Source organism: Methylobacterium nigriterrae (assembly GCF_037106235.1).
In the GTDB taxonomy this organism is placed as follows: Bacteria; Pseudomonadota; Alphaproteobacteria; order Rhizobiales; family Beijerinckiaceae; genus Methylobacterium; species Methylobacterium nigriterrae.
In genome coordinates this window covers 69,755-94,437 of record NZ_JBAWTG010000016.1, presented here as the reverse complement: position 1 = coordinate 94,437, position 24,683 = coordinate 69,755, and the positions used below count along the sequence as shown (strand labels likewise).

21 protein-coding genes and 2 pseudogenes are annotated in these 24,683 nt (G+C 69.5%); 7 read left to right on the top strand and 16 right to left on the bottom strand.

The features are described 5' to 3' along the window. Positions 1–554, top strand: a 554-nt coding sequence (locus WDW90_RS11490) for a polyphosphate kinase 2 family protein (RefSeq protein WP_336487511.1), incomplete at its 5' end; no start/stop codon positions are given. Positions 555–645: 91 nt separating this feature from the next. Here the strand turns inward: WDW90_RS11490 and WDW90_RS11485 are convergent. Both WDW90_RS11485 and WDW90_RS11480 read right to left on the bottom strand, forming a co-directional pair. Next, the gene (locus WDW90_RS11485) at positions 646–927 is read right to left on the bottom strand and encodes a F0F1 ATP synthase subunit epsilon (RefSeq protein WP_336487510.1); all 282 of its coding nucleotides are present in this window, start codon (positions 925–927) and stop codon (positions 646–648) included. 138 nt (positions 928–1,065) lie between these two features. Then, positions 1,066–1,244: pseudogene (locus WDW90_RS11480) on the bottom strand (SDR family oxidoreductase); the annotation flags it as partial. A gap of 409 nt (positions 1,245–1,653) precedes the next feature. On the opposite strand from WDW90_RS11480, the gene WDW90_RS11475 reads away from it, so the two are divergent. From WDW90_RS11475 to WDW90_RS11465, 3 genes are all read left to right on the top strand, one after another. Further along, positions 1,654–1,983, top strand: a complete 330-nt coding sequence (locus WDW90_RS11475) for a phasin family protein (protein WP_336487509.1) — start codon at positions 1,654–1,656, stop codon at positions 1,981–1,983. 155 nt (positions 1,984–2,138) lie between these two features. Next, on the top strand, positions 2,139–2,513 hold the full coding sequence (locus tag WDW90_RS11470; RefSeq protein WP_336487508.1) for a PRC-barrel domain containing protein: 375 nt from the start codon (positions 2,139–2,141) through the stop codon (positions 2,511–2,513). 477 nt (positions 2,514–2,990) lie between these two features. After that, positions 2,991–4,028, top strand: a complete 1,038-nt coding sequence (locus tag WDW90_RS11465) for a substrate-binding domain-containing protein (RefSeq protein ID WP_336487507.1) — start codon at positions 2,991–2,993, stop codon at positions 4,026–4,028. On the opposite strand, the gene WDW90_RS11460 is transcribed toward WDW90_RS11465, so the two are convergent. From WDW90_RS11460 to WDW90_RS11430, 7 genes and pseudogenes are all read right to left on the bottom strand, one after another. After that, positions 4,025–4,933, bottom strand: a complete 909-nt coding sequence (locus WDW90_RS11460) for a LysR family transcriptional regulator (protein ID WP_336487506.1) — start codon at positions 4,931–4,933, stop codon at positions 4,025–4,027. The two genes, WDW90_RS11465 and WDW90_RS11460, sit on opposite strands and share 4 nt — an antisense overlap. Before the next feature lie 273 nt (positions 4,934–5,206). Beyond that, positions 5,207–6,871 carry an OFA family MFS transporter gene (locus WDW90_RS11455; protein ID WP_336487505.1) on the bottom strand — a complete coding sequence of 555 codons (1,665 nt, stop codon included), beginning with the start codon at positions 6,869–6,871 and terminating at the stop codon, positions 5,207–5,209. 133 nt (positions 6,872–7,004) lie between these two features. After that, on the bottom strand, positions 7,005–7,295 hold the full coding sequence (locus WDW90_RS11450) for a formate dehydrogenase subunit delta (protein ID WP_336487504.1): 291 nt from the start codon (positions 7,293–7,295) through the stop codon (positions 7,005–7,007). Between the two features lie 5 nt (positions 7,296–7,300). Then, positions 7,301–10,162, bottom strand: coding sequence for a formate dehydrogenase subunit alpha (gene fdhF, locus WDW90_RS11445; protein ID WP_336487503.1), 2,862 nt, complete (start codon positions 10,160–10,162; stop codon positions 7,301–7,303). Positions 10,163–10,173: 11 nt separating this feature from the next. Then, positions 10,174–11,733: a formate dehydrogenase beta subunit gene (locus WDW90_RS11440; protein ID WP_336487502.1), complete on the bottom strand. Its 1,560-nt coding sequence runs from the start codon at positions 11,731–11,733 to the stop codon at positions 10,174–10,176. Further along, positions 11,730–12,201: pseudogene (locus tag WDW90_RS11435) on the bottom strand (formate dehydrogenase subunit gamma). Before WDW90_RS11435 ends, WDW90_RS11440 begins: the two are co-directional and overlap by 4 nt. Positions 12,202–12,472: 271 nt before the next feature. Then, entirely contained in the window at positions 12,473–13,183 is a 711-nt protein-coding gene (locus tag WDW90_RS11430; protein ID WP_336487501.1) for a TetR/AcrR family transcriptional regulator, read from the bottom strand. 100 nt (positions 13,184–13,283) lie between these two features. Here WDW90_RS11430 and WDW90_RS11425 point away from each other — a divergent pair, with 100 nt between their 5' ends. Continuing rightward, positions 13,284–14,096, top strand: a complete 813-nt coding sequence (locus WDW90_RS11425) for an SDR family NAD(P)-dependent oxidoreductase (protein WP_336487500.1) — start codon at positions 13,284–13,286, stop codon at positions 14,094–14,096. Then, the gene (locus WDW90_RS11420; RefSeq protein WP_336487499.1) at positions 14,093–15,448 is read left to right on the top strand and encodes an SCP2 sterol-binding domain-containing protein; all 1,356 of its coding nucleotides are present in this window, start codon (positions 14,093–14,095) and stop codon (positions 15,446–15,448) included. The genes WDW90_RS11425 and WDW90_RS11420 overlap by 4 nt, the downstream gene beginning before the upstream one ends. 85 nt (positions 15,449–15,533) lie before the next feature. Here the strand turns inward: WDW90_RS11420 and WDW90_RS11415 are convergent, their stop codons facing one another. Then, on the bottom strand, positions 15,534–16,265 hold the full coding sequence (locus tag WDW90_RS11415) for an SDR family NAD(P)-dependent oxidoreductase (protein ID WP_336487498.1): 732 nt from the start codon (positions 16,263–16,265) through the stop codon (positions 15,534–15,536). Between the two features lie 241 nt (positions 16,266–16,506). Between WDW90_RS11415 and WDW90_RS11410 the strand changes: the two genes are divergently transcribed. Beyond that, a complete protein-coding gene (locus WDW90_RS11410; RefSeq protein ID WP_336487497.1) occupies positions 16,507–18,177 on the top strand; it encodes an FAD-dependent oxidoreductase in 1,671 nt (556 codons plus the stop codon). Positions 18,178–18,206: 29 nt separating this feature from the next. Here WDW90_RS11410 and WDW90_RS11405 read toward each other — a convergent pair whose 3' ends face one another. The 6 genes from WDW90_RS11405 to WDW90_RS11380 form a co-directional block, all read right to left on the bottom strand. Next, complete coding sequence (locus tag WDW90_RS11405; protein ID WP_336487496.1) at positions 18,207–19,286, bottom strand: DUF3616 domain-containing protein; 1,080 nt, start codon at positions 19,284–19,286, stop codon at positions 18,207–18,209. Positions 19,287–19,620: 334 nt separating this feature from the next. Further along, the gene (locus WDW90_RS11400) at positions 19,621–20,352 is read right to left on the bottom strand and encodes a Crp/Fnr family transcriptional regulator (RefSeq protein WP_336487495.1); all 732 of its coding nucleotides are present in this window, start codon (positions 20,350–20,352) and stop codon (positions 19,621–19,623) included. A 4-nt stretch (positions 20,353–20,356) separates the two neighbouring features. Beyond that, entirely contained in the window at positions 20,357–21,073 is a 717-nt protein-coding gene (locus tag WDW90_RS11395; RefSeq protein ID WP_336487494.1) for a sigma-70 family RNA polymerase sigma factor, read from the bottom strand. Between the two features lie 92 nt (positions 21,074–21,165). Further along, positions 21,166–21,654, bottom strand: a complete 489-nt coding sequence (locus WDW90_RS11390; RefSeq protein ID WP_336487493.1) for a heavy metal-responsive transcriptional regulator — start codon at positions 21,652–21,654, stop codon at positions 21,166–21,168. Between the two features lie 334 nt (positions 21,655–21,988). Further along, positions 21,989–24,154 carry an ATP-binding protein gene (locus tag WDW90_RS11385; protein ID WP_336487492.1) on the bottom strand — a complete coding sequence of 722 codons (2,166 nt, stop codon included), beginning with the start codon at positions 24,152–24,154 and terminating at the stop codon, positions 21,989–21,991. Between the two features lies 1 nt (position 24,155). After that, on the bottom strand, positions 24,156–24,359 hold the full coding sequence (locus WDW90_RS11380) for a type II toxin-antitoxin system ParD family antitoxin (RefSeq protein WP_336487491.1): 204 nt from the start codon (positions 24,357–24,359) through the stop codon (positions 24,156–24,158). Between the last annotated feature and the right edge of the window lie 324 nt (positions 24,360–24,683).

Genomic DNA, 24,683 nt, shown 5'->3' with positions numbered 1-24,683 from the left:
AGTCCCAGATGTTCATCCAGCGCTACATCGAGCGATTCCCGGCGGGGGGCGAGATCGTGATCTTCGACCGCAGCTGGTACAACCGCGCCGGCGTCGAGCGTGTGATGGGCTATTGCAGCGAGGCGGACCATCGCCGCTTCCTCGACATCTGCCCCCGGATCGAGAATTTCCTCATCGACGGTGGAACTCGGCTCATCAAGTTCTGGCTGGAGGTCGGACGGCAGGAACAGAAGCGCCGCTTCCAGGCGCGGATCGAAGATCCCCTCCGGCAGTGGAAGCTGAGCCCGATGGACCTCGAATCCTATCGGCGCTGGTACGATTACTCGAAGGCGCGCGACGAGATGCTCGCGGCGACCGACACCGACGATGCCCCCTGGTACATCGTCCGCTCCGACGACAAGCGGCGGGCACGCCTCAACTGCATCGCGCAGCTTCTCAACCTCATCCCGTACGAGAAGCTGAAGCGTCCGGCCGTGGCGCTGCCGAAGCGCTCCAAGGAGCACGCCTACGACGACGAGCTCCGCGACAGACGCTTCGTCCCGGAGCGCTACTGAGGCCCGAGGCCCCGCCCGACACATGTGGAGCGGTGTCGTGCGTGCCGGTGCCGAGCCGGGCCGCATTCAGAGCCCGAGGCTCGCCTTGAACTCATCGAGGCGCCCGATCGCCACGTCCCACTGCGCGCGCCGCTTCGTCCCTTGACCCGTCCCGCTGGATCTGGAGGTGGAGGATTTCCTCGTCGAGCTGGTCCCGTGTCAGTTCCTCTACGGGCAGAACCCGTTCGGCCAGGACGATGAGGTGGTCGGCTGTCACGAGGGCGATGCCTCCGCTCACGAAGGCACGGCGTCCGTTGCCGGCCGCGTCGGCGGCGAAGACGATGCCGGGATGCAGCATGGCCAGCAGCGGCGCGTGGCCGGGCAGGATCGTCATGTCCCCCCTCGACGCCCAGCAGGACGACCGACCGGACCTCCTCCGCGAAGATGACCCTGTCCGGAGAGACCAGCTCGGCGAACAGCGTTGCCATGGTCGCGGCCCTTTCGAGCTTCAAGACAGAGACGGCGATCCCGCCTAGGCCATGATGCCGAGGCCGCCGTCCACGTAGATCGTCATGCCGGTCAGGTGCACGGCATAGGACGTCGCCAGGTAGGCCGCGGTGAGGCCGACATCGTCGATATCGACGAGTTCGCCGATCGGCGCGCGTTGCACGCCTCGCACAGGAGAAGGTCGAAATCCTTGAGGCCCGAGCCGCGCGCCGGGGGCCGTGGCCTCTTCTGACGCGTTTTCTGCCGGCAGGCTTGATCAAACCGGGCGGGACATCGACGCGCCGAGCCGCTGCCGCAAGTCGTGCGAACGATACTAGGACCGGGCTTGGCGAGGTCGGGTCAGGGGACGCGCTGCGGCGTGGATCGGGGGAGGGGCAGGCCGCGCTCCCGATGTCCCGGTGCTTACCCATGCCAACCTGGATGGCGATCTCGGCAAGCAGGGGGGGGTGACCTGTCGGGATGAGCCGGCCATTGCCTGAACCGGCCGCAAACGGGCCTCGGCGCATTAGCGTACGCACAAAGTTGAGAAGGGCAGTTGCTTGATACAACTGGATAAATCGGCGTGCGCCGGCTAAGATGTCGGCGGCCTTCGCTCCCCGAAAGGAGGGCTGCCATGCCTCGTCCCCGTACCCCGCATCAGAACCCGCAGTCCCGCCCGGCGGACGGCGTCGGCGCAGCCATCCATTCGGACATCGAGCATTCGGGCGTCGCGACCTGGCGCTTCCCGACGGTCGATTGCCCGCTCCGCCTCACGGTCGAGATGACGCCCTTCGCGAGCCTCCGCCGCGATGCGCAGGCCGGATACCTGCGGGCGCTCGGCCGGTGCCGTTCGATCTCGGACGTCAGCGACTTACAGTCTGCGGTCCTGAGCCAAGCCGTGCCCGGCTACCGGACCGAGACGACGACGCTGTCGCGGGACATTCAGGACGGCATCCGGGCCTAGGCGGCCTAGGAAACTCGGCGCGGTCGACGCGCGAAAGGCCTCGTCGACCGTTCGAGAGGCGCGAGAACCGGGCCAGCCAGGGTCTGGCGGTCCCTCGTGCCATCAGGTTCGTCCCGGCCGGCATCAGCCGCGAGGAGGGGGCGTAGGAGAACGAGATGCACGAGCATGTTCATCGCTGGACCTGCGTCGCGGCCGTCATGACCCTCGCGGGCGCTGCGGGCGCTGCGGGCGCGCAGGGGGCTCGCTCACCGCTGGTGCAGCGGGCGGATTCGATGATGCAGATGAGCGCCGCCTCGCTGATGCCGACCCTGCGCGGACGCTGGCTCTACGCCGACCGAGGCCTTGTCGTTGGCCGCGTGCGCGAGGTCCGGGTTTCGCAGGACGGCAACACGCTCGTCGCGGTCGTGGTGCGCCGGCGCTGGCTCGGGGGAGGGGAGGTGGGTGTGCCTGTCCCCCGTCTTCGGCAGGTCGGCAACGACCTCGGCATGAGCGGGACCCGCGAGACAATCCGGGCGATGCCGCCGCTCTGAGCGGACGATGCGACGGTCGCACCCCCGCAAGGGCATGCGCGCACAGAAATCTTTCGGCCGCGCTGATCAGGATCGAGGACGAGCCGGGTAGTCGGTTGAGATCCTCGTGGGAGAGCAGCGCAGTGACGCGCTGCCCGGCCGGCGCACCGAGGTCCTGCCCGTCCGCCATGAGGGCGCCGCTCAGCAGAATCCTCAGTGCGGCCGCCGACCGCCCACGATCGGCGGTCTCGCTCCGAAACAGCCGCGGGGCTCCCTCGAAGATCCATCGGGCCGGCGAGGCGCTCAGGTCCGCGTCTCATCGGCGGTCGGCCTGACCGGCGTGGCAATTGCGCATCGCGGCTGGCGGCCCGGGCGAAGTCGCGAAGCGAAACAGGATCTGAAAGCGATATGATATGTGCCATTGGCAGGAGACCGCGCCGCCGCAGCTGGCAGCACCGGTCCCATGACGCGGTACGCTGACGTTAAGACGGCATCGATATGCAAAAACCTGCGGTTTCGGACGGAATAACTGCGGAACTCGCGCTCGGTGGCACGCTGCGCCTGGGCGCGCAGGGCCTCGCCGTTGCCGACGTGCTGGCCCTGTTGACAGCGATCGAGGAGGCCGGGTCGCTCCAGGGGGTCGCTGCCACGCTCGGCCTGTCGTACCGCGCTGCCTGGGACCGCGTACGAAGCCTGGAGGCCACGGTTGGCCGGCCCGTGGTGCAGAAGACGCGCGGTCACGGCACCGTTCTGACGCCGACCGGCCTCGCCTTGAGCCGAGCTCTCGCCGATGCGGCATCCGCGCTCGCCGCATCGCTGGCGCGGGAGGCGCGCGCAGTCGAGGTGCGCCTGGCGGGCCTGCTGGGCGACGCGCCCCGACGACTTGCGATCGCCGCCAGTCATGATCTCGTCGTGATGGACGCGGTGGCGTCGCTCACGGATTGCGAAGTTGCGGTCGTGGGTAGCCGGACCGCGGTTCAGCGCCTTCTCGCCGGCGAGGCGGATGTCGCAGGGTTCCATTGCGGTCCCGTCAGCGTCGCGGATGCAGGCACTCCGTTCGCCAACCTTCTCGATGAACCCGCCCTGTGCGTCCGGCCGCTGTTCGAGCGCGAGCAGGGCCTGCTCCTCGCGCCCGGCAATCCGCTCGGCGTCCGCAGCCTTCGCGATCTCGTGTCCAAGCGCGCGCGCTACGTGAATCGCCAGAAGGGATCGGGGACGCGGATCTGGTTCGACCGACTGCTTTCCGATCAGGGCATCGCGCCCTCCGACATCATGGGTTACGGCGTCGAGGAATTCACGCATCAGGCCGTGGCCGCCGTCATCGCGACGCGGTCCGCGGATGCCGGCCTCGGTGCCCGGTCCGCGGCGGAGCGTTTCGGGCTTCACTTCCTCAGCATCGGATGGGAGACCTACTACCTCGCCGCCAGTGCTTCGCTTCCGGCCGAGAGGCTCGACAGGCTCGCCGCCTCGGTCATGGCGCAGGCCGAGCGCAGTGCCGGCTACAAGGTGACCTCGTCGAGCGTAACGGCAACCTAGCCGAACGCGACGGCACCGCCGAGGCTGCGCCCAACCTGGCGGGCGACGGCCATCAGCGAGGTCACGAGTGGGGTCGCCGGCTCGCGCTGCAGGGCGACCAGGCCGATCGTGTGGGTGACGTCGGGCTCCACGATCGGGATGGCGCGGATCCCGTCCTGCGGCGCGAGAATGTCAGCCAGCGCGCCCGGCATGATGCTCGCCCATTGCAGCGTGCGCACATGCGTCAGCAGGACGATCATCGAGTTCGATTCGAGCGTCGGCGTGGGCTCGCCGCCAGCCGCCCGGATCTGCTGATCGATGATGCGCCGGTTCTGCATGTTGGGCGTCAGCAGGCAGAGCGGGAGCCGTCCCGCCTCGGCCCAGGTCACGCTGGCGCGATTGCCGCACGGCCCGTCCGCGGCCGTGATCAGGCGGTACTCTTCACGGTAGAGCGGCACCGCCATGACGCGGCCGAGCGGCTCGTTGTCGAGATAGGTGATCCCGGCATCGGCCTCGAGGTCCACGAGAAGGGAGAGGATGTCCTTCGACGCGCTGGACTCGATGGTCAGTCGCACGTCCGGGTGACGCTCCCGGTAGGGCGTGGTGAGGGCCGCCACCATCGGCAGCGCAGTCGGGATCGCGGCGATGCGCAGATGCCCGGACAATCCGCGCCGGAGGGTGACCACGTCCTGTTGCATGGCGCGGCTGTCGGCGACGATGCGGCGCGCCCAGGCGAGGACGCGCTGTCCCTCGGGCGTGAAGCCCTGGAAGCGCGAGCCGCGCTGCACCAGCCGCACGCCGAAGCGGTTCTCCAAGTGCTTCACGCCCGCCGAGAGCGTCTGTTGGGTCACGTTGCAGGCTTCCGCGGCCCGCCCAAAATGCTGCTCGCGCGACAGGGCGAGCAGGAAGTCCAGCTTGTCGATCACAGCCCTGCAACTATCACCCGCGCGGCCATGCAGACCATGGCGCTCCGGTGGTAGAATGACGCTGCGCCGGGCTCAATATGAATTGACCTGCCACTGTGCCAAGCGCTGCGCCAGGTTCATCGGCGCTGTCGCGCGCCGAGGTCGATTGCTCCGTAGCCGTACGAGTTCCACCCGCCGACTGTGCCCAAGCCTCCCTCGACGCCGGCCGTCGAACCGCTCGGGCGCTGGCGACGAGGACGATGCCCCGCCGGCCGAGCCGTTCGGTGCTCTCCCCTACCTCAGCAGGATCAGCGCTTTCGAGAGCGTGATCCACACGCCCCACGCGATGGGAAGGCCGACCGCGGCCCAGGCAAGAGCTGCGGGCACGGTCAGGCCGCCGCGGCCAATGCCGAAGGAGCCGCTGCGCTTAGCCACGGTGGCGGAGGCTCCGGCCTCTGCCGACGCCAGGTCGGCCTCCTTCATGAACCAACGACGCGAGAGCGGGCGCACCAGCAGGTTCGCGACGAAGCCAGCGGCCAGGAACCCCGCGAGCACGTAGAGCGTGCGCGTGTAGAGCTGCGCGCCCTGGATGCCGGCGTCGACCTGCGCTTGCCGGATCGCCGTGACGACGAGAGGGCCGACGATGCCGGCCGTCGACCAGGCCGTCAGGATCCGCCCGTGGATGGCGCCGACGAACTGCGTGCCGAAGACGTCGGCGAGATAGGCAGGGATGGTCGCGAAGCCCCCGCCATACATCGAGAGGATCACGCAGAAGATCGCGACGAACAGCGCTTTCGAGCCGATCCCGGCCGCAAAGGGGGCCGCGGCATAGAGGGCGAACCCGAGGGCGAAGAACGTGAAGTAGGTCGTCTTGCGGCCGATCCTGTCGGACAGGGAGGCCCAGAAGAATCGGCCCATGATGTTGAACAGCGAGAGCATGCCGACGAAGCCCGCCGCGATGGCCGCGATCTGCGCCTTCTGCCCGCCGTCGAGCTGGGCGAAGCCGAGGTCGGGCCGGCCGATCAGCGCGCCGCCGAAGATCTCCTGCAGCATCGGCGAGGCGAGGGCCAGCACGCCGATTCCGGCGGAGACGTTGAGGCAGAGAACCGTCCAGAGCAGCCAGAACTGCGCGGTCTTGTGCGCATCGTTCAGGTGGACATGGCCCGTCGTGATCATCGCGCTCTTTGCCGCCGGCGCCGTCCAGCCTTCCGGTGCCCAGCCGTCCGGCGGCACCCGGTAGCCGAAGGCGCCCGCCATCATGAACAGGGTATAGGCGGCGCCCATCACCGCCAGCGTCTGCCAGACGCCCGCCTGGCCCGGACCCTTGAAGTGGTTGATCAGCAGGTCGGCCAGCGGCGAGCCGATCATGGCGCCGCCGCCGAAGCCCATGATCGCCATGCCGGTGGCCATGCCGCGCCGGTCGGGGAACCACTTCACCAGGGTCGAAACCGGCGAGATGTAGCCGAGGCCGAGCCCGATGCCGCCGATCAGCCCCATCCCGATCCAGATCAGCCAGAGCTGATGCAGGTAGACGCCGGCCGCTCCGATCAGGAAGCCGCCGCCCCAGCAGAGCGCGGCGACGAGCCCTGCCTTGCGCGGTCCGGCGCGCTCCAGCCAGCCGCCGAACACGGCCGCGGACAGGCCGAGCATCACGATGCCGATCGAGAAGACGATGACGAGGTCGCTCACGCGCCAGTCGCAGCGCGTCGTGAACAGCGCGGTAGCCAGGCTCATGTCCGGACAGGCCGCTGCCGCCGGCTGCCCCGTGCTGAGGGCACGCGACAGGGGCAGCCAGAACACCGACAAGCCATACGACATGCCGATGCAGAGATGGATGGCGAGGGCGGCCGGCGGAACGAGCCATCGGTTGAAGCCGGGTTTGGCGATGGTGTTCTCGCGCGACAGCCAGCCCGGACTTGGCGCGCGCGTGATTCCCGCGCTCGCGACGCTCGTATCCATTGCAATCCTCCCACGCCAGCCCTGTTGCGAGCCGGTCCCGTCGAGCAGATTAGCCAAGCATTCGAGCGCGGCCTAGATGCGGATACGTTTGCTGCGTCAATTTAATCCCGGGACAAGATCAAAAATCTGCTTCTCAGCCGGCGTCGCTTGCGCCGGCGCCGAGAAGCTGCGGATTCCGGGTTGCCGCGCGCACGGGGCTCTCGGCGCGCGGTTCGTCCCGGAGCGCTCTCAGGACGAGCGGGTCGAGGCCACCTGCCTCCGGCGCGTGGTCGGCGAGCCGGGCGCGCATCTTCGGCGTCCAGAAGGCGACGATGTGCTTCTGGATGCCGGCCACCGCCTCCTCGTCCGGGTACGACCGGAAGAAGGCGGCGATCATCTGGTTGGCCATGCGCACGAGCTTGTCGGTCTGCGAGGTTGCACTCATGCCCGTCACTCCGCCGCGTCGAGCATTCTGGCGATCCGCGTGAGGGAGAAATCCTCTTCGAAGAAGCGCGCCTGCCAGTCGGAGGGCCTGTTCGTGCGCCGCACCTGCACGGCCGTCACCTTGTATTCGGGGCAGTTCGTGGCCCAGTCCGAGTAGTCGGTGGTGATGACGTTGGCGCCGGTCTTGGCGTGATGGAAGGTCGTGTAGACGATGCCGGGCTGCATCCGCTCGCTCACGCGGGCCTTCAGCGCGATGTCGCCGGAGCGGCTCTCCAGGGCCACGAGATCGCCCTCGACAATGCCGCGCACCTCCGCGTCGAAGGGGTGGATCTCCAGCACGTCCTCCTCGTGCCAGCGCGAGTTCTCGGTGCGCCGCGTCTGCGCGCCGACATTGTATTGGGAGAGGATGCGGCCCGTGGTGAGGATGAGCGGGAAGCGCGGTCCGGTGCGCTCCTCGGTCGCCACGAACTCGGTGATCATGAACTTGCCCTTGCCGCGCACGAAGCGGTCGACATGCATCATCGGCGTGCCGAGCGGCGCCTTCTCGTTGCAGGGCCATTGCACCGAGCCGAGTTCCTCGAGCTTGGCGTAGGACACGCCCGTGAAGCTCGGGGTGAGGCTCGCGATCTCGTCCATGATCTCGGCGGGATGCGCGTAGGCCATCGGGTATCCGAGCGCGTTCGCGAGCAGAACCGTGCCCTCCCAGTCGCCGTAGCCGCCGAGCGGCTCCATCACCTTGCGCACGCGGCTGATGCGCCGCTCGGCGTTGGTGAAGGTGCCGTCCTTCTCCAGGAACGAGGCGCCCGGCAGGAAGACGTGGGCGTATTTGGCGGTCTCGTTCAGGAACAAATCTTGAACGACGATGCATTCCATCGCCGTGAGCCCGCTCGTGACGTGGTGCGTGTCGGGGTCGGACTGGGCGATGTCCTCGCCCTGGATGTAGAGGCCCTTGAAGGTGCCATCGACCGCCTCGTCGAGCATGTTGGTGATGCGAAGCCCCGGCGCCGAGTCGAGCTTCGCGCCCCAGAGCGCCTCGAAGGCCTGGCGGGTGGCGTCGTCCGAGACGTGGCGGTAGCCGGTCAGCTCGTGCGGGAACGAGCCCATGTCGCAGGAGCCCTGGACGTTGTTCTGGCCGCGCAACGGGTTCACGCCCGCGCCGATCTTGCCGATATTGCCGGTCGCCATGGCGATGTTGGCCATGCCCATCACCATGGTCGAGCCCTGGCTGTGCTCGGTGACGCCGAGGCCGTAGTAGATCGCCGCGTTCCCGCCCGTCGCGTAGAGGCGGGCCGCGGCGCGCATCTCGGCCGCCTCGACGCCGATCAGGTCGGCCTGCGCCTCCGGCGAGTGCCGCTCCTCCGCGACGAAGCGGGCCCAGGACTCGAAGTCGCCGAGATCGCAGCGCTCGCGCACGTAGCCCTCGTCGATCAGCCCTTCGGTGACGATGACGTGCGCGAAGGCGTTGATGAAGGCGACGTTCGAGCCGGGCTTCAGCGGCAGGTGGTGGTCGGCCTTGACGTGGGGCGACTTCACGAGGTCGATGCGGCGCGGGTCGGCGACGATGAGCCTGGCGCCCGCCCGCAGCCGCTTCTTCATGCGCGAGCCGAAGACGGGATGACCGTCGGTCGGGTTGGCGCCGATCACCAGGATGACGTCGGACTGATCGACCGACTTGAAGTCCTGCGTGCCGGCGGACGTCCCGAGCGTCGACATCAGGCCGTAGCCCGTCGGCGAGTGGCAGACGCGGGCGCAGGTATCGACGTTGTTGTTGCCGAAGGCCGCGCGCACGAGCTTCTGGACGAGGTAGGCCTCCTCGTTGGTGCAGCGGGACGAGGTGATGCCGCCGACCGCGTCCTTGCCGTAGGCCGCCTGGATGCGCTTGAACTCGGAGGCCGCCCGCGCGATCGCCTCCTCCCAGGAGACCTCCCGCCACGGATCCGTGATCTTCTCGCGGATCATCGGCTTGGTGATGCGGTCCTTGTGCGTCGCGTAGCCGTAGGCGAAGCGGCCCTTCACGCAGGAATGGCCCTCGTTCGCCTTGCCGTCCTTGTAGGGGACCATGCGCACCACGCGGTCGCCCTGCATCTCGGCCTTGAAGGCGCAGCCGACGCCGCAATACGCGCAGGTGGTGACCGCCGCATGCTCCGGCTGGCCCATCTCGATGACGGATTTCTCCTGGAGCGTCGCGGTCGGGCAGGCCTGCACGCAGGCGCCGCAGGACACGCATTCCGAGTCCATGAAGTTCGTCGGGCCCGCCGCCACGCGCGAGTCGAAACCGCGGCCGGAGATGGTCAGCGCGAAGGTGCCCTGGGTCTCCTCGCAGGCGCGCACGCAGCGATTGCAGACGATGCACTTCGACGGATCGTAGGTGAAGTACGGGTTCGACTCGTCTTTCGGCAGGTATTTGTCCGCGTCCGGCTTGACGTGATTGTCGCCGTCGTAGCCGTAGCGCACCTCGCGCAGGCCCACCGCGCCGGCCTGCGTCTGCAACTCGCAGTCACCGTTCGCCGCGCAGGTCAGGCAGTCGAGCGGGTGGTCGGAGATGTAGAGCTCCATCACGCCCTTGCGCAGGCGCCCGAGCTTGTCGGACTGCGTGCGCACCACCATGCCGTCCTCGGCGGGCGTGGTGCAGGAGGCGGGCGTGCCGCGCCGTCCCTCGATCTCCACGAGGCAGAGACGGCAGGAGCCGAAGGGCTCGAGCGAATCCGTGGCGCAGAGCTTCGGGATCTGCGTGCCCATGCTCATGGCGGCGGCCATCACCGAGGTGCCGGCCGGCACCGTGACGGGAACGCCGTCGATCGTCAGCGTCACGCTCAGGTCCGAGACGCGGATCGGCGTGCCGAAGTCGATTTCCTTGATGAGGCCCATCGGTACGCTCCTCACTCGGCCGCGACCGGCATGTCGCCGCCGCGCGTAAAATCATCCGGGAAATGGGTGATCGCGCTCATCACGGGCATCGGCGTCAGGCCGCCCATGGCGCAGAGGGACCCGTCGGTCATGACCTCGCAGAGGTCCTCGACCACCTTCAGGTTCTCGCGCGGGCGGATGCCGGCGATCACCTTGTCCATGGTCTCCACCCCGCGGGTCGCGCCGATCCGGCAGGGCGTGCACTTGCCGCAGGATTCGGCGGCGCAGAACTCGAAGGCGAAGCGGGCTTGCGCGGCCATGTCGACGGTGTCGTCGAACACCACGATGCCGCCGTGGCCGACGAGGCCCTTGGCGGCCGCCATCGCCTCGTAATCGAGGGGCGTGTCGAGCAGGTGATCGGGGAAGTACGCGCCGAGCGGCCCGCCGACCTGAACGGCCCGGACCGGCCTCCCTGAGCGGGTGCCGCCGCCGAAATCCTCGATGACCTCGCGCAGGGTGATGCCGAAGGCGTACTCGATCAGGCCGCCGTGCTTGACGTTGCCGGCGAGCTGGATCGGCAGGGTGCCGAGCGAGCGGCCCTGGCCGTAGGCGGCGTAGGCCTCCGCGCCGTGCTCCAGGATCCAGGGCACGGCCGTGAAGGTCATCACGTTGTTGACGAGCGTCGGCCGGCCGAGGAAGCCCTTGAGCGCGGGAATCGGCGGCTTCGCCCGCACGATGCCGCGTCGGCCCTCCAGGCTCTCGAGCAGCGAGGTCTCCTCGCCGCAGATATAGGCGCCGGCCCCGAGGCGGACCTCGAGGTGGAAGCTCCGGCCCGAGCCCATCACGTCCGCGCCGAGCACGCCCGCGATCACGCCGTTCGCGATCGCCTCCTTGAGCGTCGCGAAAGCCTGCGGGTACTCGGAGCGCAGGTAGATGTAGCCCCGCGTGGCGCCGGTCGCGATGCCGGCGATCGTCATGCCCTCGATCAGCGAGAAGGGGTCGCCCTCCATCATCATCCGGTCGGCGAAGGTCCCGGAATCGCCCTCGTCGGCGTTGCAGACGACATACTTCCGGTCGGCCTGCGCCAGCATCACGGTGTTCCACTTGATGCCGGCCGGGAAGCCCGCCCCGCCGCGCCCGCGAAGCCCCGAGCCGCGCACCGCCTCGACGATGGCCGCGGGCCCGAGCCGCAGGGCCGCTTCCAGGCCCCGGTAGCCGCCATGCGCGCGGTAATCCTCGACCGAGACCGGGTCGACCACGCCGCAGCGGTGGAAGGTGAGGCGGTGCTGGCGGGCGAGGTAGGGGATCGCCTCCGGGTCGCCGAGGCGCAGCGGGTGGTCCCCGCCCTGGTCGAGGCCGGAATCGAGAAGGGCGTCGGCATCCTCCGGCCTCACGGGACCGTAGGCGATGCGCCCGGCCGGCGTCGCGACCTCGATCATCGGCTCCAGCCAGAACAGGCCGCGCGAGCCGGTACGGACGATGCGCAAGTCGAGGCCGCGGCGCTCGGCGCCGGCAAAGAGGGCCCGGGCGACCCGGTTCGCGCCGAGACCGAGCGCGACGGCGTCGCGGGGGACGTAGATCGTGACGCTCACGAGCGGGCCTCCGCCAGGGCCGCGGCGAGGGCGTCGGCCGTCAGCCGGGCGATCGGCTCGCCGTCGACGAGGGCGGCCGGGCCGTCGGCGCAGAGGCCGAGGCAGTAGACCGGCTCGACCGTGACGGCGCCGTCGGCGCTGGTCTCGTGCCAGCCGAGGCCGAGGCCCGACAGGATCTCGCGGTGCAGCCGCTCCGACCCTTGGGCCTGGCAGGCCTCGGCCCGGCACAGCTTCACCGAGCGGCGGCCGGCCGGAGCGCTGCGGAAGTCGTGGTAGAAGGTGATGCAGCCGTGCACCTCGGCGCGACAGGTTCAGCGCGTCGGCGATGAGCGGGACGGCTGCGGCATCGACGTAGCCGAAGGTCTCCTGCAGGGCATGGAGGATCGGAAGCGTGGCGCCTTCCAGGTGCAGATGCTCCGAGACGATCTCGGCGGCGCGGCCCGCGTTCCACGGCTCGTGTCGTGGCATGAATTTTCCTGCTCAGATTGGTCCTGTTCTAAGACCGATAGGAACAGGAGTACCGGCCCCCTTCAATCAAGCTGTTGGGTCGGCCGACAGGCAATGCCTGTCGAGGGCCGGTGCAGCGCGGCGCGCGCAGTGGTCCGCGCCCGAGATCGGCCCCCGGCAGCGACGCCCGGATCCGGCCGCCCGTCACGGTCCCCGATCCGGCCGTCCGCCTGCCATGGCCGACGCCCTGCAGCGGCCCCGCGATCGGCTCGGTCCGCGCATGCCGGTCGGATCAGATGCCGCGCCGAGGCGGAGGCCGTCCACGATCCGATGCCCGCCGATCCTGACCGTCGGAAGAGCCCTCCGAAGCGCGGGGCGCGAGGTCAGGCTTCGCCTCGGACGTCCGCCGTCGGCGCGCACCCCCGAGAGGCGGGACGTTCGCGGCGTCCGAGCAGGCGGCGAGAACCTCGTCGCGCAGGACGCCCGGCCCGATCCCGCGCGCGACGACAACGGCTCCGACCATCGTCGCAAGACGCCGAATGGCCGCCGCCCTCGACTCGGCTGCGCCGTATCCGTCGGGCGCCCCTGTCGCGAAGCGAGCGACGATGTCCTCGACACCGCGCGCGAAAGCCTGTGCGACCTCCGCCGCGCTACGACCCGCATCCGGCCCCAGGGCGGCAACGGGGCATCCCATCCCCGGGTGGGCAACATGGTCCGACGAGAGATACTCGGCCACGTAGGCCGCGAGGGCCGCCGCCGGTCCGTCCCGCTCGCAGCACCGGTCGAAGCGATCCGCGTGGCTCGCGAAGGCTGCGCTGAGGGCCGCGACGACGAGCTCATCCTTGGACTGGAAGTGCTTGTAGAAGCCCCCGTGCGTCATCCCGGCCGCGGCCATCACGTCGGCGATGCTGGTCGCCTCGACCCCGCGCTCCCGCAGCAAGCGGGAGGCGGCCTCTATGATGCGGACGCGGCTGAGGGCCGCGGCCTCCTTGGACATGCGCATCTCGGGCCTCCTCGGAACTGCCGGTTGACATTTAGATGATTGGTGACATCCTAGCAAATGGATGTCATCCGACATCCTTTCTAGGCGGCGAGGTCGCACGATGCCCCGTCTCACTGCGCAATCCGGACCTCTCTCGCGCCTGCGCGACCGCTACGGACCCATAGCCCTCGTGACGGGCGCTTCGGACGGCATCGGGCGGGCCTTCGCGCAACGCCTCGCCGAGGCCGGCTTCGACCTTGTCCTCGTGGCCCGGCGTGAAACGGTCCTGACCGAGATCGCGCGGGAGTTGCAAAGTCGCCTGCAGGTCGACGTGCAGGTGCTCGCCGCCGACCTGTCCGACCCGGAGCAGGTGCGACGGATCGCGGAAGCGACGGCCGGCCGCGACATCGGCCTGCTCGTCGCCGCCGCCGGGTTTGGAACCTCCGGACCGTTCATCGATGGCGATCTCGGAACGGAGCTGGGCATGATCGACGTGAACTGCCGCGCGCTGGCGCAGACGACGCACAGCTTCGCGCGGCGGTTCGTCGAGCGCGGACGCGGCGGCATCATCCTGATGAGTTCGCTCGTCGCCTTTCAGGGCGTCCCTCGCGCGGCGAACTACGCTGCGACCAAGGCCTACGTGCAGAACCTGGCGGAGGGCCTGCATGCCGAGTTGCGGTCACGGGGGGTCGATGTCCTGTCCTCGGCGCCCGGCCCGGTCCTCAGCGGCTTCGGCCGACGCGCCGCCATGCGGATCACCTCCGGCCAGACGCCGGACGAGGTCGCGGTGGGCAGCCTGCACGCGCTGGGGCGGCGGGCGACGGTGCGCCCGGGACTCCTCGCAAAGGCGCTGGAGACCGCCCTCAAGCCGCTGCCCCGTCCCGGGCGCGTGGTGATGATGGGCAAGGTCATGGCCGGGATGACCGCCCGATGACCGCCCTCGCGCGGGGATCGGCCGTGAACTCAGGCATGAACGTCTCCGTCACCCCGCTCAGCGTCGCGGGCGGCGAGGACGGAACGCCACGGCTCGTGAGCGGCGAGCTGCTGGCCCTGGCACGAGCCTGCGGCGCGGACGATTGCGGTGTCGTCTCGATCGAGGATCGGGCGCTGCGCGAGGAGGCGCCCTTCGTCGCGAAGGCGTTTCCCGCCGCGCGCACCCTGCTGGCGCTCGTCGGGCGCATGCACCGTGAACCGGTCCGCTCGCCGGCCCGTTCGATCGCCAACCTGGAATTTCATGCCTCGGGCCACGACCTCGACGAGGTCGCGCGCCGGATCGTCCGCCGGCTGGAGGAGGCCGGCATCCGGGCACTCAACCCGGCCATGGCCTTCCCGATGGAGATGGACGACTTCCCGCAGCGCGGCTGGATCGTCTCGCACAAGCGCGTGGCGGAGGCCGCGGGCCTGGGCCGGATGGGTATACACCGGAGCCTGATCCATCCGCGTTTCGGCTCGTTCGTGCTGCTGAACACGGTCCTGATCGCGGCCGACGTCGACGAGCTCGGCGCACCCGTCGAGCACAATCCCTGTGTCTCCTGCAAATTGTGCGTGGCCGCCTGCCCGGTCGGCGCGCTCAAGCCCGACGGCTATTTCGATTTCTCCGCCTGCCTCAACCACAATTACCAGCAATTCATGGGCGGCTTCGTCAATTTCGTCGAGGATGTCGCGGACAGCCGCTCGGCCAGGGATTTCCGCGCGAAGCACAGCTACGCCGAGACCGTGACGCGCTGGCAGAGCCTCTCTTACGGTCCGAACTACAACGCCGCCTACTGCATCGCCGTCTGCCCGGCCGGCGAGGACGTGATCGGCCCCTACCTCGCCGACAAGGCCCAGCATCTTCGCACCGTGGTCGACCCGCTCAAGAAGAGGACGGAACCGGTCTACGTCGTGCCAGGCAGCGACGCGGCCGAGCACGTGACGCGCCGCTTCCCGCACAAGCGCGCCCGCTTCGTGCGTCAGAGTGCGCGCGCGACCACGATCCGCGGGTTCCTCACCGGCATGCCGCTGACGTTCCAGCCTGGGCAGGCCGGCGACCTGTCGGCCGCCTACCACTTCCTGTTCACGGGCCGCGAGGCGGCGCGAGCGACGGTGACGATCCGCGACCGGCGGGTCACGGTCGCGGAGGGTCACGTCGGCAGGCCGGACCTGCGCATCACCGTCGATGGCGCGACCTGGGTCAGGTTCCTGAACCGCGAGGTCGGCCTCCTTCGCCTTCTCGCCACGGGGAGCCTGCGCCTGAGGGGTTCACCGCGATTGCTCGCCGCTTTCGGTCGCTGCTTTCCGTCCTGAGCGAGCCGACCGAGCCGGCATCGGACATGCGGGCGGCGCGGGCGGGCAGGGTCGGCCTCGTCGCGATGGATTTGGCGGCGGTCGACTAGACCTGCGCCATGCCGCCATCCACACACAGCTCGGTACCGGTCACGAAGCTGCTCTCGTCGCTGGCGAGGAACAGGGCCGCCGCGGCGACCTCCTCCGGGCGTCCGAGGCGGGCCAGCGGGATCAGCTTCGTCAGGGCCTCGCGCATGTCCGCGGAGACCGAGGCGAACATCGCCGTGTCCACGGGGCCGGGGCTGACGACGTTGACCCGGATGCCCTTCGGCGCGAGCTCGCCGGCCCAGGTTCGCGCGAAGGAGCGCACGGCCGCCTTGCTGGCTCCGTAGACGCCGTAGCCGGCCGTGCCGATCATGCCAGCGATCGAACCGATCAGGACGATGGATCCGCCTGCGCCCATCGCGGCGGCCCCGGCCTGAGATGCGAAGAGGAGCGCGCGCACGTTCAGGCCGAAGGTCCGATCGAAGTGCCCGCGCGTGACCTCATCGAGCGTCGCAGGCTCCGACAGGCCGGCGTTGACCACGAGGATATCGAGGCGGCCGCACTCGGATCGAACGGTCGCGAAAACGCGCTTCAGGTCGTGCAGGTCGGCGGCATCGGCGCGGATGGCGCGGATCCTGGCGCCGTCCGGCCGGGCCACCGCCGGCAGGTCCGCTTCGCGGCGCCCGGTGACGAAGACGTCCGCCCCTTCCCGGCTGAACCGGTCGACGATGGCACGGCCGATGCCGCTCGCTCCTCCGATGACCAGCGCGGCCTTGTTCTTCAATCTCTCCATGGGTTCGGCTCCCCTCGCTCGGCACGACTGAACGATTCCGAGACGGCCGGCGCAACCGCGAGCGTCCTCGAGAGCAGCGGTCATTCAGGATCGCGGCGCGGGCCGCGATACGAAGCGCACGGAATTTGCCTCAGCCCTGGCACGGCTCGGGGCCGCTTCGTAGAGTTCCGTCCCGGAAAACCCGGGCGACGCGAGACCGACACGTCGGCTCCGCCGCCTCTCCAACGGCGAGTGACCCGTCATGGCTGCCCCGCGCTTGCCTTCGCCAGACATCGATCCCGCGGCTCCGGAGGCGCGCCTCGCCCAGACCTTCCCTTGCCTCGGCGCGGAGATGGTCGCACGGGTCGCCGCCTACGGCAGCGAGGAAACCCTGGCCGATGGTCAGGTCGTCTTCACGCGCGGCCAGCGAGGCGTCGACTTCTTCCTGGTCCTCCAGGGCCGGATCGAGATCCTGGATCACGACGCGGCCGGGACGCTTCGGGTTTTCACGACGCACATGGATGGCCAGTTCACCGGCGAGGTGACCCTCTTCAACAACCGTGAGATCCTGGTCTCCGGACGCGCGACCGGCCCGACGCGCGTGATCCGCATCTCCCGAGCAGGTTTCCAGCGCCTGGTGACGGGCGAGCCTGACATCGGCGAGATCATCATGCGGGCCTTCATCCTGCGCCGGGTCGGGCTGATCCGGAGTAGCGTGGGCGGCGTGGTCCTGCTGGGATCGGGGCACCGGCGCGACACGCTTCGGATCGAGCGCTTCCTAGTGCGCAACGCCTATCCCCACCGGCTCCACGACGCCGATGTCGATCCGGACGCGATGAGCTGCCTCGGGGGCTTCGGCCTTAGCCGGGAGGACCTCCCGGTGGTGATCGCGCCGGGCGGGTTGATCTTGCGCAATCCCACGACCGCGACCCTGGCGGATGCCCTCGGCCTGACCGAGGCGATCGATCCGTCCCATGTCTACGATGTGGTGGTGGTCGGCGCCGGGCCGGCAGGCTTGGCGGCTGCGGTCTACGCGGCATCGGAGGGGCTCGACACGATCGTCGTCGAGGGGCTGGCACCCGGCGGACAGGCCGGGACCTCGTCCAAGATCGAGAACTATCTCGGCTTTCCGACCGGCATCTCGGGGCAGGCGCTCGCGGGGCGCGCACAGGTCCAGGCGCAGAAGTTCGGAGCGCGGCTCGCGGTCTCGCGCATGGTCACCGGCCTCGATTGCAGCGGCCGGCCCTTCCTGCTCCGCCTCGATGACGGGAGTGCGATCCCGGCACGATCGATCGTCGTCGCCACCGGCGCGCGCTACCGAAAGCTCGACGTGCCGGGCTACGAGCACTTCGAAGGCCAGGGCATCCACTACGCCGCCACCGCCATGGAGGCGAACCTGTGCGCCGGCGAGGAGGTCGCCGTGATCGGAGGCGGCAACTCGGCAGGCCAGGCCGCCGTGTTCCTGTCGCGGACCGTGGCGCACGTCCACATCCTGGTCCGAGCGGAGGGGCTCGCGACGACGATGTCGGATTACCTGATCCAGCGCATTGCCTCCTCGCCCCGGATCACGCTGCATGTGTGTTCCGAGATCACCGCGCTCGCCGGTGACGACGTCCTGCGGGAGATCACCTGGACGGACCGCCGGACGGGCACGAGCGAGACGCGGCGCATCTCGAGCGTGTTCGTCATGATCGGCGCCGATCCCAACACCGAGTGGCTCGACGGCTGCCTTGCGCTCGACGCCAAGGGGTTCGTCTCCACGGGGCGGGCCGAGGATGGATCCGCCGTGTCGCCCTATGCCACCACGACGGACGGCATCTTCGCGGTCGGGGACGTCCGTTCAGGCTCCGTGAAGCGCGTGGCCTCGGGCGTCGGCGAGGGCTCGGTCGTCATCCAGGCCATCCACCGGTTCCTCGACCCGGGCATCGCCTGACCGCTGCCGCGCTTGCCCGGAGAGGGCGTCTATCTGCGCTCGTAGAGCCAGGGACCGCCGTTCCTGAGGCCGTCGAAGAGCACGAGGAAGCGCCTTGCCTGGCCGTCCAGCGGCAGGATGCCTTCCGCTTTCGCCCGCTCGTCGCGGCCGGTCGGGACATCCTTCAGCGCGGTCAGAAGCTCCAGGCGACCCTGAGGCTTCGCCTCGGCGGCGTAGACCCGGAACGGGATGTCGGGTTGCTGAAGGGTCGGCCCCGACAGGACGAGCAGGCGCCCGTCGTCGAGAGCGGCAAGGTCGCGGATGCCGACGCCTTCTCCGAGGTCGAGCGCGATGCGCTCGCCCGTCGCGCCGGAGACCGCGTCTCCCGGAGCGAAGAGTTCGTCGGCCCGAACCGCGAGCACGAAGGCCTTGCCGCCGATCGAGGGCGCCCGCAGGCCGAAGAAGAGGCGATCCCCGATCGCCGCGACGCCCTCGATGTTCAGCCCGTCCTGCTGCTTGTCGAGATCGCGTCCGTAGTGGGGCCCGACGACCGGATCGCGCCGCAGGATCTCGTTCAGCCGCCACGTGGCCTCGACGGAGCCGAAATCGTTGCTGGGCGGCACGCCGTCCGGATCGACGCGCAGGCGGGCCAGCACGAAGGCGGACCGGACCGCGGTGCGGTCCTTGCGGGCGCAGCCATGCGAGCCCACGACGTAGAAGTAGGGAGCCGCGTAGGCCACGCCCTCGCCGTCGAGATCCCTGAAGCCGCCCTTGCCCCGCGAGCAGCCGAGACGCTTCGGCTTTCTGCCCCGGATCGCGCGCTTCCGGTCCTTGTCGACGAGGAAGACGAGATCGCCGCCCTGGAGCCGCTCCCCGTCGAGCGTCGCGAGCTGGGCATAGGTGTCCTGGTCGTTGACCACGAGGCAGGACCGGCGCCCCTGCCCGTCGGGCGGCAGGCAGGCGATGCCGCTGACGTCGTGGGCCGGCTCGAGGCCGTCCTTGCCGTCGGTTCTCAGTCCCTTGGCCGCGAACTCGGTTCCCGTGTAGGCGGGGCTCGCGGCTGCGGCGGGCACGGCTGCGAGGAGATCGAGCAGGACGATCCCGGACGCGAACGTCAGATGCAATCTCATCGGGGCCGTCTCCTCCTGCCGTGCGAGATTGGCGGGCGCTCCCGCGCAGTCGCATTGTCCGGCGTCGCCGATCGGGATTGAGAACCCGTTCCCGCAATCCGGCTGTTTGTCCGCAATGGCCGCCACGCTGGGGGAGCGGTCCGGCCGGCATCCTAGCGGATACGGCTGCTCGAGCATCGCCGCTCGATGTCGCCGATCACGAATGCGGCGTGAACGGCGGCCCCGCGCCCGTCGCGGTGTTTTCGCCGACCGGGACGCGATCGCCGAAACGGGCGTTTCGCCACTCCGCTCCCGGCGGCCACCTCACCGGATGCGGACTTTCGCAGGTCGGGCGTCAGGGAGCCTCGGAGCCGTCCAGGTAGAGATAGCCCGGGTCGAACTCGGCAAACGCCGTGAGCTGCGAAACATCGGGGATCATCAGCACGGATTTGCTCCAGACGACCAGCTCCTTGGCCCGCAGCGCCTGAAGCACGCGGTTGATGTGGACCGGCGAGATGCCGAGCGCGTCCGCCAGATCACCTTGCGAGATCGCGAGATCGAAGCCGCGCTCGTCCGCCAGGCCCACCACCTGCAGGCAGACGAAGAGTTCACAGAGATGGTGCGCGAGCCGCTTCTCCGCCGGCCGGCTGTCGTTCGCGAGCCATTCCCGCGCCCGGCTCAGCTCCATCAGGGTGAGCCAGCGCATCGCACGCGCGATGCCGGCATGGGCCTTGACCAGCTCCGTGACCGTCGCGCGCGGAATGTCGACGACGGAGCAGGGCGTGAGGGCGCCGAGCCGCAATTCGTGCACGGAGGTGCCCGATTGATGCAGGCCGCAGAGATCGCCCGGCAGTGCGAAGGAGACGATCCGGCGGCCGCCCTGCAGGAGCGTCTTGTAACGCCCGGCAATGCCGCTCATCACGAGATGCACGCGGTCCGTGTTGTCGTTGATCGGGATCTCGTGCCGCGTGGAGACCGACCGGCGGTTGAGGGTCAGCTCGTGCAGAACGGTCCGCTCGGCGTCCGACAGTCTGGAGCCGTGTTCCAGCTTCCGGATGAAGGGATTGCTCGCAGCGGCAGGCGCCATCAGGTCACGCCGAGAGCCCCGCCAAGGGCGTGTTCAGCGACCCGGCGAGGTAGGCCCGCGCGCGGCTGACGCGGCTCTTGACCGTGCCGACCCGGCAGCCGACGAGGTCGGCGGCGGCCTCGTAGGTCAGGCCCTGCGCGCCCACGAGCAGCAGAGCCTCGCGCTGGAGCGGCGGGAGTTTGGCGAGCAGCGCCCAGACCTTGCGCAGCTCGACGCCGTGCTCCTGGGCGGCCGGCGCGGTCAGCTGGGCGGCCATCGCGCCCTCGGCATCCTCGACCTCGCGCCGGCGCTTGCGGCACTCGGTGTAGAACTGGTTGCGCAGGATCGTGCAGAGCCACGCCATGAAGTTGGAGCCCGGCGCGAAGCGGTGCCGGTTGGCCCAGGCCTTCAGCACGGCTTCCTGGACGAGGTCGTCGGCCTGGGCCGCGTTCGCGGTCAGGGAATGGGCGAAGGCGCGCAGCCCCGGCAGCGCGGCGAGGAGATCCGCCCGGAAGGCCGATGCGGCCGTATCGTCCTGCTCGGACAGGGCTTGCTCGAGCCGCGCGATGAGGTCGAGCAGCCGGCGCGGCTGCTCTTCCGCCAGAACGGCGGCGTACAGGGCCCGCAATTCCTGGCCCAGATGATCGCGGATGGGAGCCGGGATCTCGGCAGGTGCGAACGGCTCCGGATCGTGCTCGATCAGCCGCTCCGCTGCGGCCGATCCGCTGTCACGAGATGCCATACCTGCTCCCCTTGCGCCTTGTGCAGCGTGCCTTCCGGGACCGATCGGAACGATCGGGTGGAAGCTGCTTCCGAGCTCTCAGAAAATTTGCCTCAACCCGGGACACGGCGTGCCTTGAGCGTCATGGATCCTCGCCGCGCCTGGGCGGCTCCCTGAGGCCCATCGGGGAATCCCTGCGTCGTCAGTGCCGCATCGAAGGCCGCCACGATGGGACAATCCGCAATCGGGCTGGTCACCTCGGTGCAGTCCGCGATCAGATGGTCGAGCGTTGCCGACATGGCCTGCAATGTCCTGATCTGGGCCTGCAGCTGGCGCTGCTTCTCAAGAGCCTGAGTCCGGACGTCCCCGCAGCAGGCACCTTCGCGCTGACGCAGGGCCAGGAGGTCTCGGACCTCCGCCAGGGTGAAGCCGCAGGCTTGCGCATGCCGGACGAACCGCAGGCGGGTCACCGCCTCCTGGTCGTAAAGGCGGTAGCTGCTGCCGCTCCGTCCGGCCGGCCGGAGCAAACCTTCGCGCTCGTAGAAGCGGATGGTGTCGGTCGTCGTGCCGGCAGCGTCGGCGAGCTTGCCGATGGTGAACATCGAAGCACTCCACGAGTGTGGTGCGGGCCGCTCCAGATCGGCGGAAGACGGGAAACACAGCCTCGAGCTGAAGCGGCCCGATTGACCGCCCGGCCCAAGCGGGCCTGAGCCGCCTCGTGAGCGCCTTCACGAGCGGGCCGTTGACGGCTGTCGAGATGGAACGGATCCAAAGTGCGTTGGTGACGGCGTCCAGGTGTATTTGCGTACGGCTCTGGACCATTACTCCTTGGAGCGTAGTCCAAGGTCAAGGCTTCAAGGCCCGCTGTCGCCCGGTCGGATCGGGCTTGCTTGAGCGAACCTTAGCAGGGCTGCAGCGGCGCTTGCCGGCCGTGCGTCATGACATCCGCTCCGCGTTCGGTCCCTCGGCCTTGTTCTCGATCATCTCGCGGATGCGGCTCGCGAGCGCCTCCATCACGAAGGGCTTGGTCAGGACCGCCATGCCAGGCTCGAGGTGGCCGTTCCCGACCGCCGCGTTCTCCGCGTAGCCGGTAATGAACAGCACCTTCAGGTCGGGCCGGCTCACCCGCGCCGCATCCGCCATCTGCCGCCCGTTCATGCCCCCCGGCAGCCCGACATCGGAGACCAGCAGGTCGATGCGGACGTCGGATTGCAGCACTCTCAGGCCGGCCACGCCGTCGGCCGCCTCGATGGCCGTGTAGCCAAGGTCCTCGAGCACCTCGGTCACGAGCATCCGCACGGTGGGCTCGTCGTCGACGATGAGCACGGTCTCGTCCTGCTCGGCCCGCGGCGCGCCGGCGAGATCCGGCAGGGGCACGTCGCACTCCGTCTCGCCGTAGTACCGCGGCAGGTACAGGCACATGGTCGTGCCGTGACCGACCTCCGAGTAGATCCGTACCTGGCCGCCGGTCTGGCGGGCGAAGCCATAGATCATGGAAAGGCCGAGCCCCGTGCCCTGGCCGGTGGGCTTCGTGGTGAAGAACGGGTCGAAGGCGCGAGCGATGACATCGGGTGTCATGCCGCTGCCGGTGTCGGTCACGCACAGCGACAGATACTGCCCCGGCGGCAGCTCGCGCTCGCGCGCGGCACGCTCGTCGAGCCACTTGTTGGCGGTCTCGATGGTGATGCGCCCACCGTCCGGCATGGCGTCGCGGGCGTTGATGCAGAGGTTCAGGAGCGCGTTCTCGAGCTGGTTCGGATCGACCAGCGCAGGCCAGAGGCCCGCCGCCCCGACCACCTCGATCTGGACGGACGGCCCGACGGTCCGGCGGATCAGGTCCTCCATGCCGTGGATGAGGGCATTCACGTTGGTGGGCCTCGGGTCGAGCGTCTGGCGGCGCGAGAAGGCGAGCAGCCGGTGCGTGAGGGCGGCGGCCCGCTTGGCCGCGCCCTGAGCGGCCGTCATGTAGCGGTCGAGGTCGGTCAGGCGGCCTTGGGCGAGCCGGGTCTGCATGAGTTCCAGCGACCCGGAGATGCCGGCCAGCAGGTTGTTGAAGTCGTGCGCGATGCCGCCGGTGAGCTGGCCGACCGCTTCCATCTTCTGGCTCTGACGCAGCGCCTCCTCGGTCCGCATCAACTCGGCCGTTCGTTCGGTGACCCGCTGCTCGAGCGTCTCGGTGAGCGCGCGCAGCATCGCATTCGCTCGATCGCGTTCCGCCTCGGCCGCCCGGCGCTCCTCGACGTCGAGCAGGACGCCGGGAAAGCGCAGCGGCATACCGCCGGGCCCGTACTCGACGCGCCCGTTCGCCTCGATCCAGTAGTAGCGGCCATCGGCGCGCCGGACGCGGTATTGGTGCGCGTAAGCGCCCCCGCGCGCGACGACCTCGTTGATCGCGGCCGCCAGCCCCGCCTTGTCGTCGGGGTGAACCGTCTCGACCAGCTGCTCGGTGCTCAAGCCTTCGCGGCCGAGCGCCGGATCGAGACCGAAGTTGCGGGCAAACGCCTCGTCCACGGCGAAGCGATCGTCGGGGATATCCCAGATCCAAGTGCCGATGATCGCGCCAGCCGAGAGAGCGAGCTGGACGCGCTCGACGTTCTCCCGCGCGAGCGCCTCGCTCTCGCGCAGCCGCCGCTCGGCGAGGACCCGCTCCGTCGTCTCGACCACGACTGCGAGCACGCCGGCCGGCCGCCCGTCTTCGCCGAGCACGGGCGAGTAATCGAGGTTCATCCAGACCTGCTCGGGGCGGCCGTGCCGGTGGAGCGTCAGCTCCTGGTCCTTGTAGGCCAGCGTTCCACCGCCGAGCCCGACCTTCATGACGTGGTCGTTGAAGTCGGCGACCTCAGGCCAGCCCTCGCGCACTTTGGAGCCGAGGAGATGAGGATGTCGTCCGCCCGCGAAGACCGAGTAGGCATCGTTGTAGATCATGATGCCGTCCTCGCCCCACAGGAGCACGATCGGCACGGGCGACAGCAGCACGATGCCGACTGTGGTCCTGAGGCTTTGAGGCCAGGTGTCGATCGGGCCGAGCGCCGTAGAGGCCCAGTCGTAGCCGCGCACGAGACGGCCGCCCTCGCCGCCACCGGCGTAAAAGGTGTTGGGCACGCTAGAAGCCGCCGCCGCGACGCTGCGCGGACCCGTTCGATCTCGGTTGCGGCGCTGCCTGCCGGCGCTCGTCCTCTTCGATCAGGCGCAGGGCAGCCCGCACGATTTCGCTGGCGCTGCTGAACCGTCCCGTGGCGATCCGCGCGGCGACGACGGTGCGCAACGCCGGGCTGAGCGAGACATTCATGGTCTTGGTCTGGCGCATGGGAGCGCACTGTCACCCGGCCCACGCCGTGTCAATGAATGAGGACGCAAAGCGGAGCGTTCCAAGAAGGCTCGCCCATATGGACCGCAAGGGCGGCTGCGCGCCATGCCGGCGAGAACAACGGGAAATGCGACCGGCGGATCAGGGCCGGCCGACGCCGCAGCCGCCCACGCCGCCCGTGTCCGGAAGCCCCGTCAGGACGCCAGGTGTCGGGACATCGCGCGCTGCCGGACAGTCCCTGCCTACGCCGCGGACGGTTGCGCCCGGCCGGTAGCGTCCCCTCCGCTTCGCGCCCGCGGGTGCCGTCGATCGGCTCAGACAAGG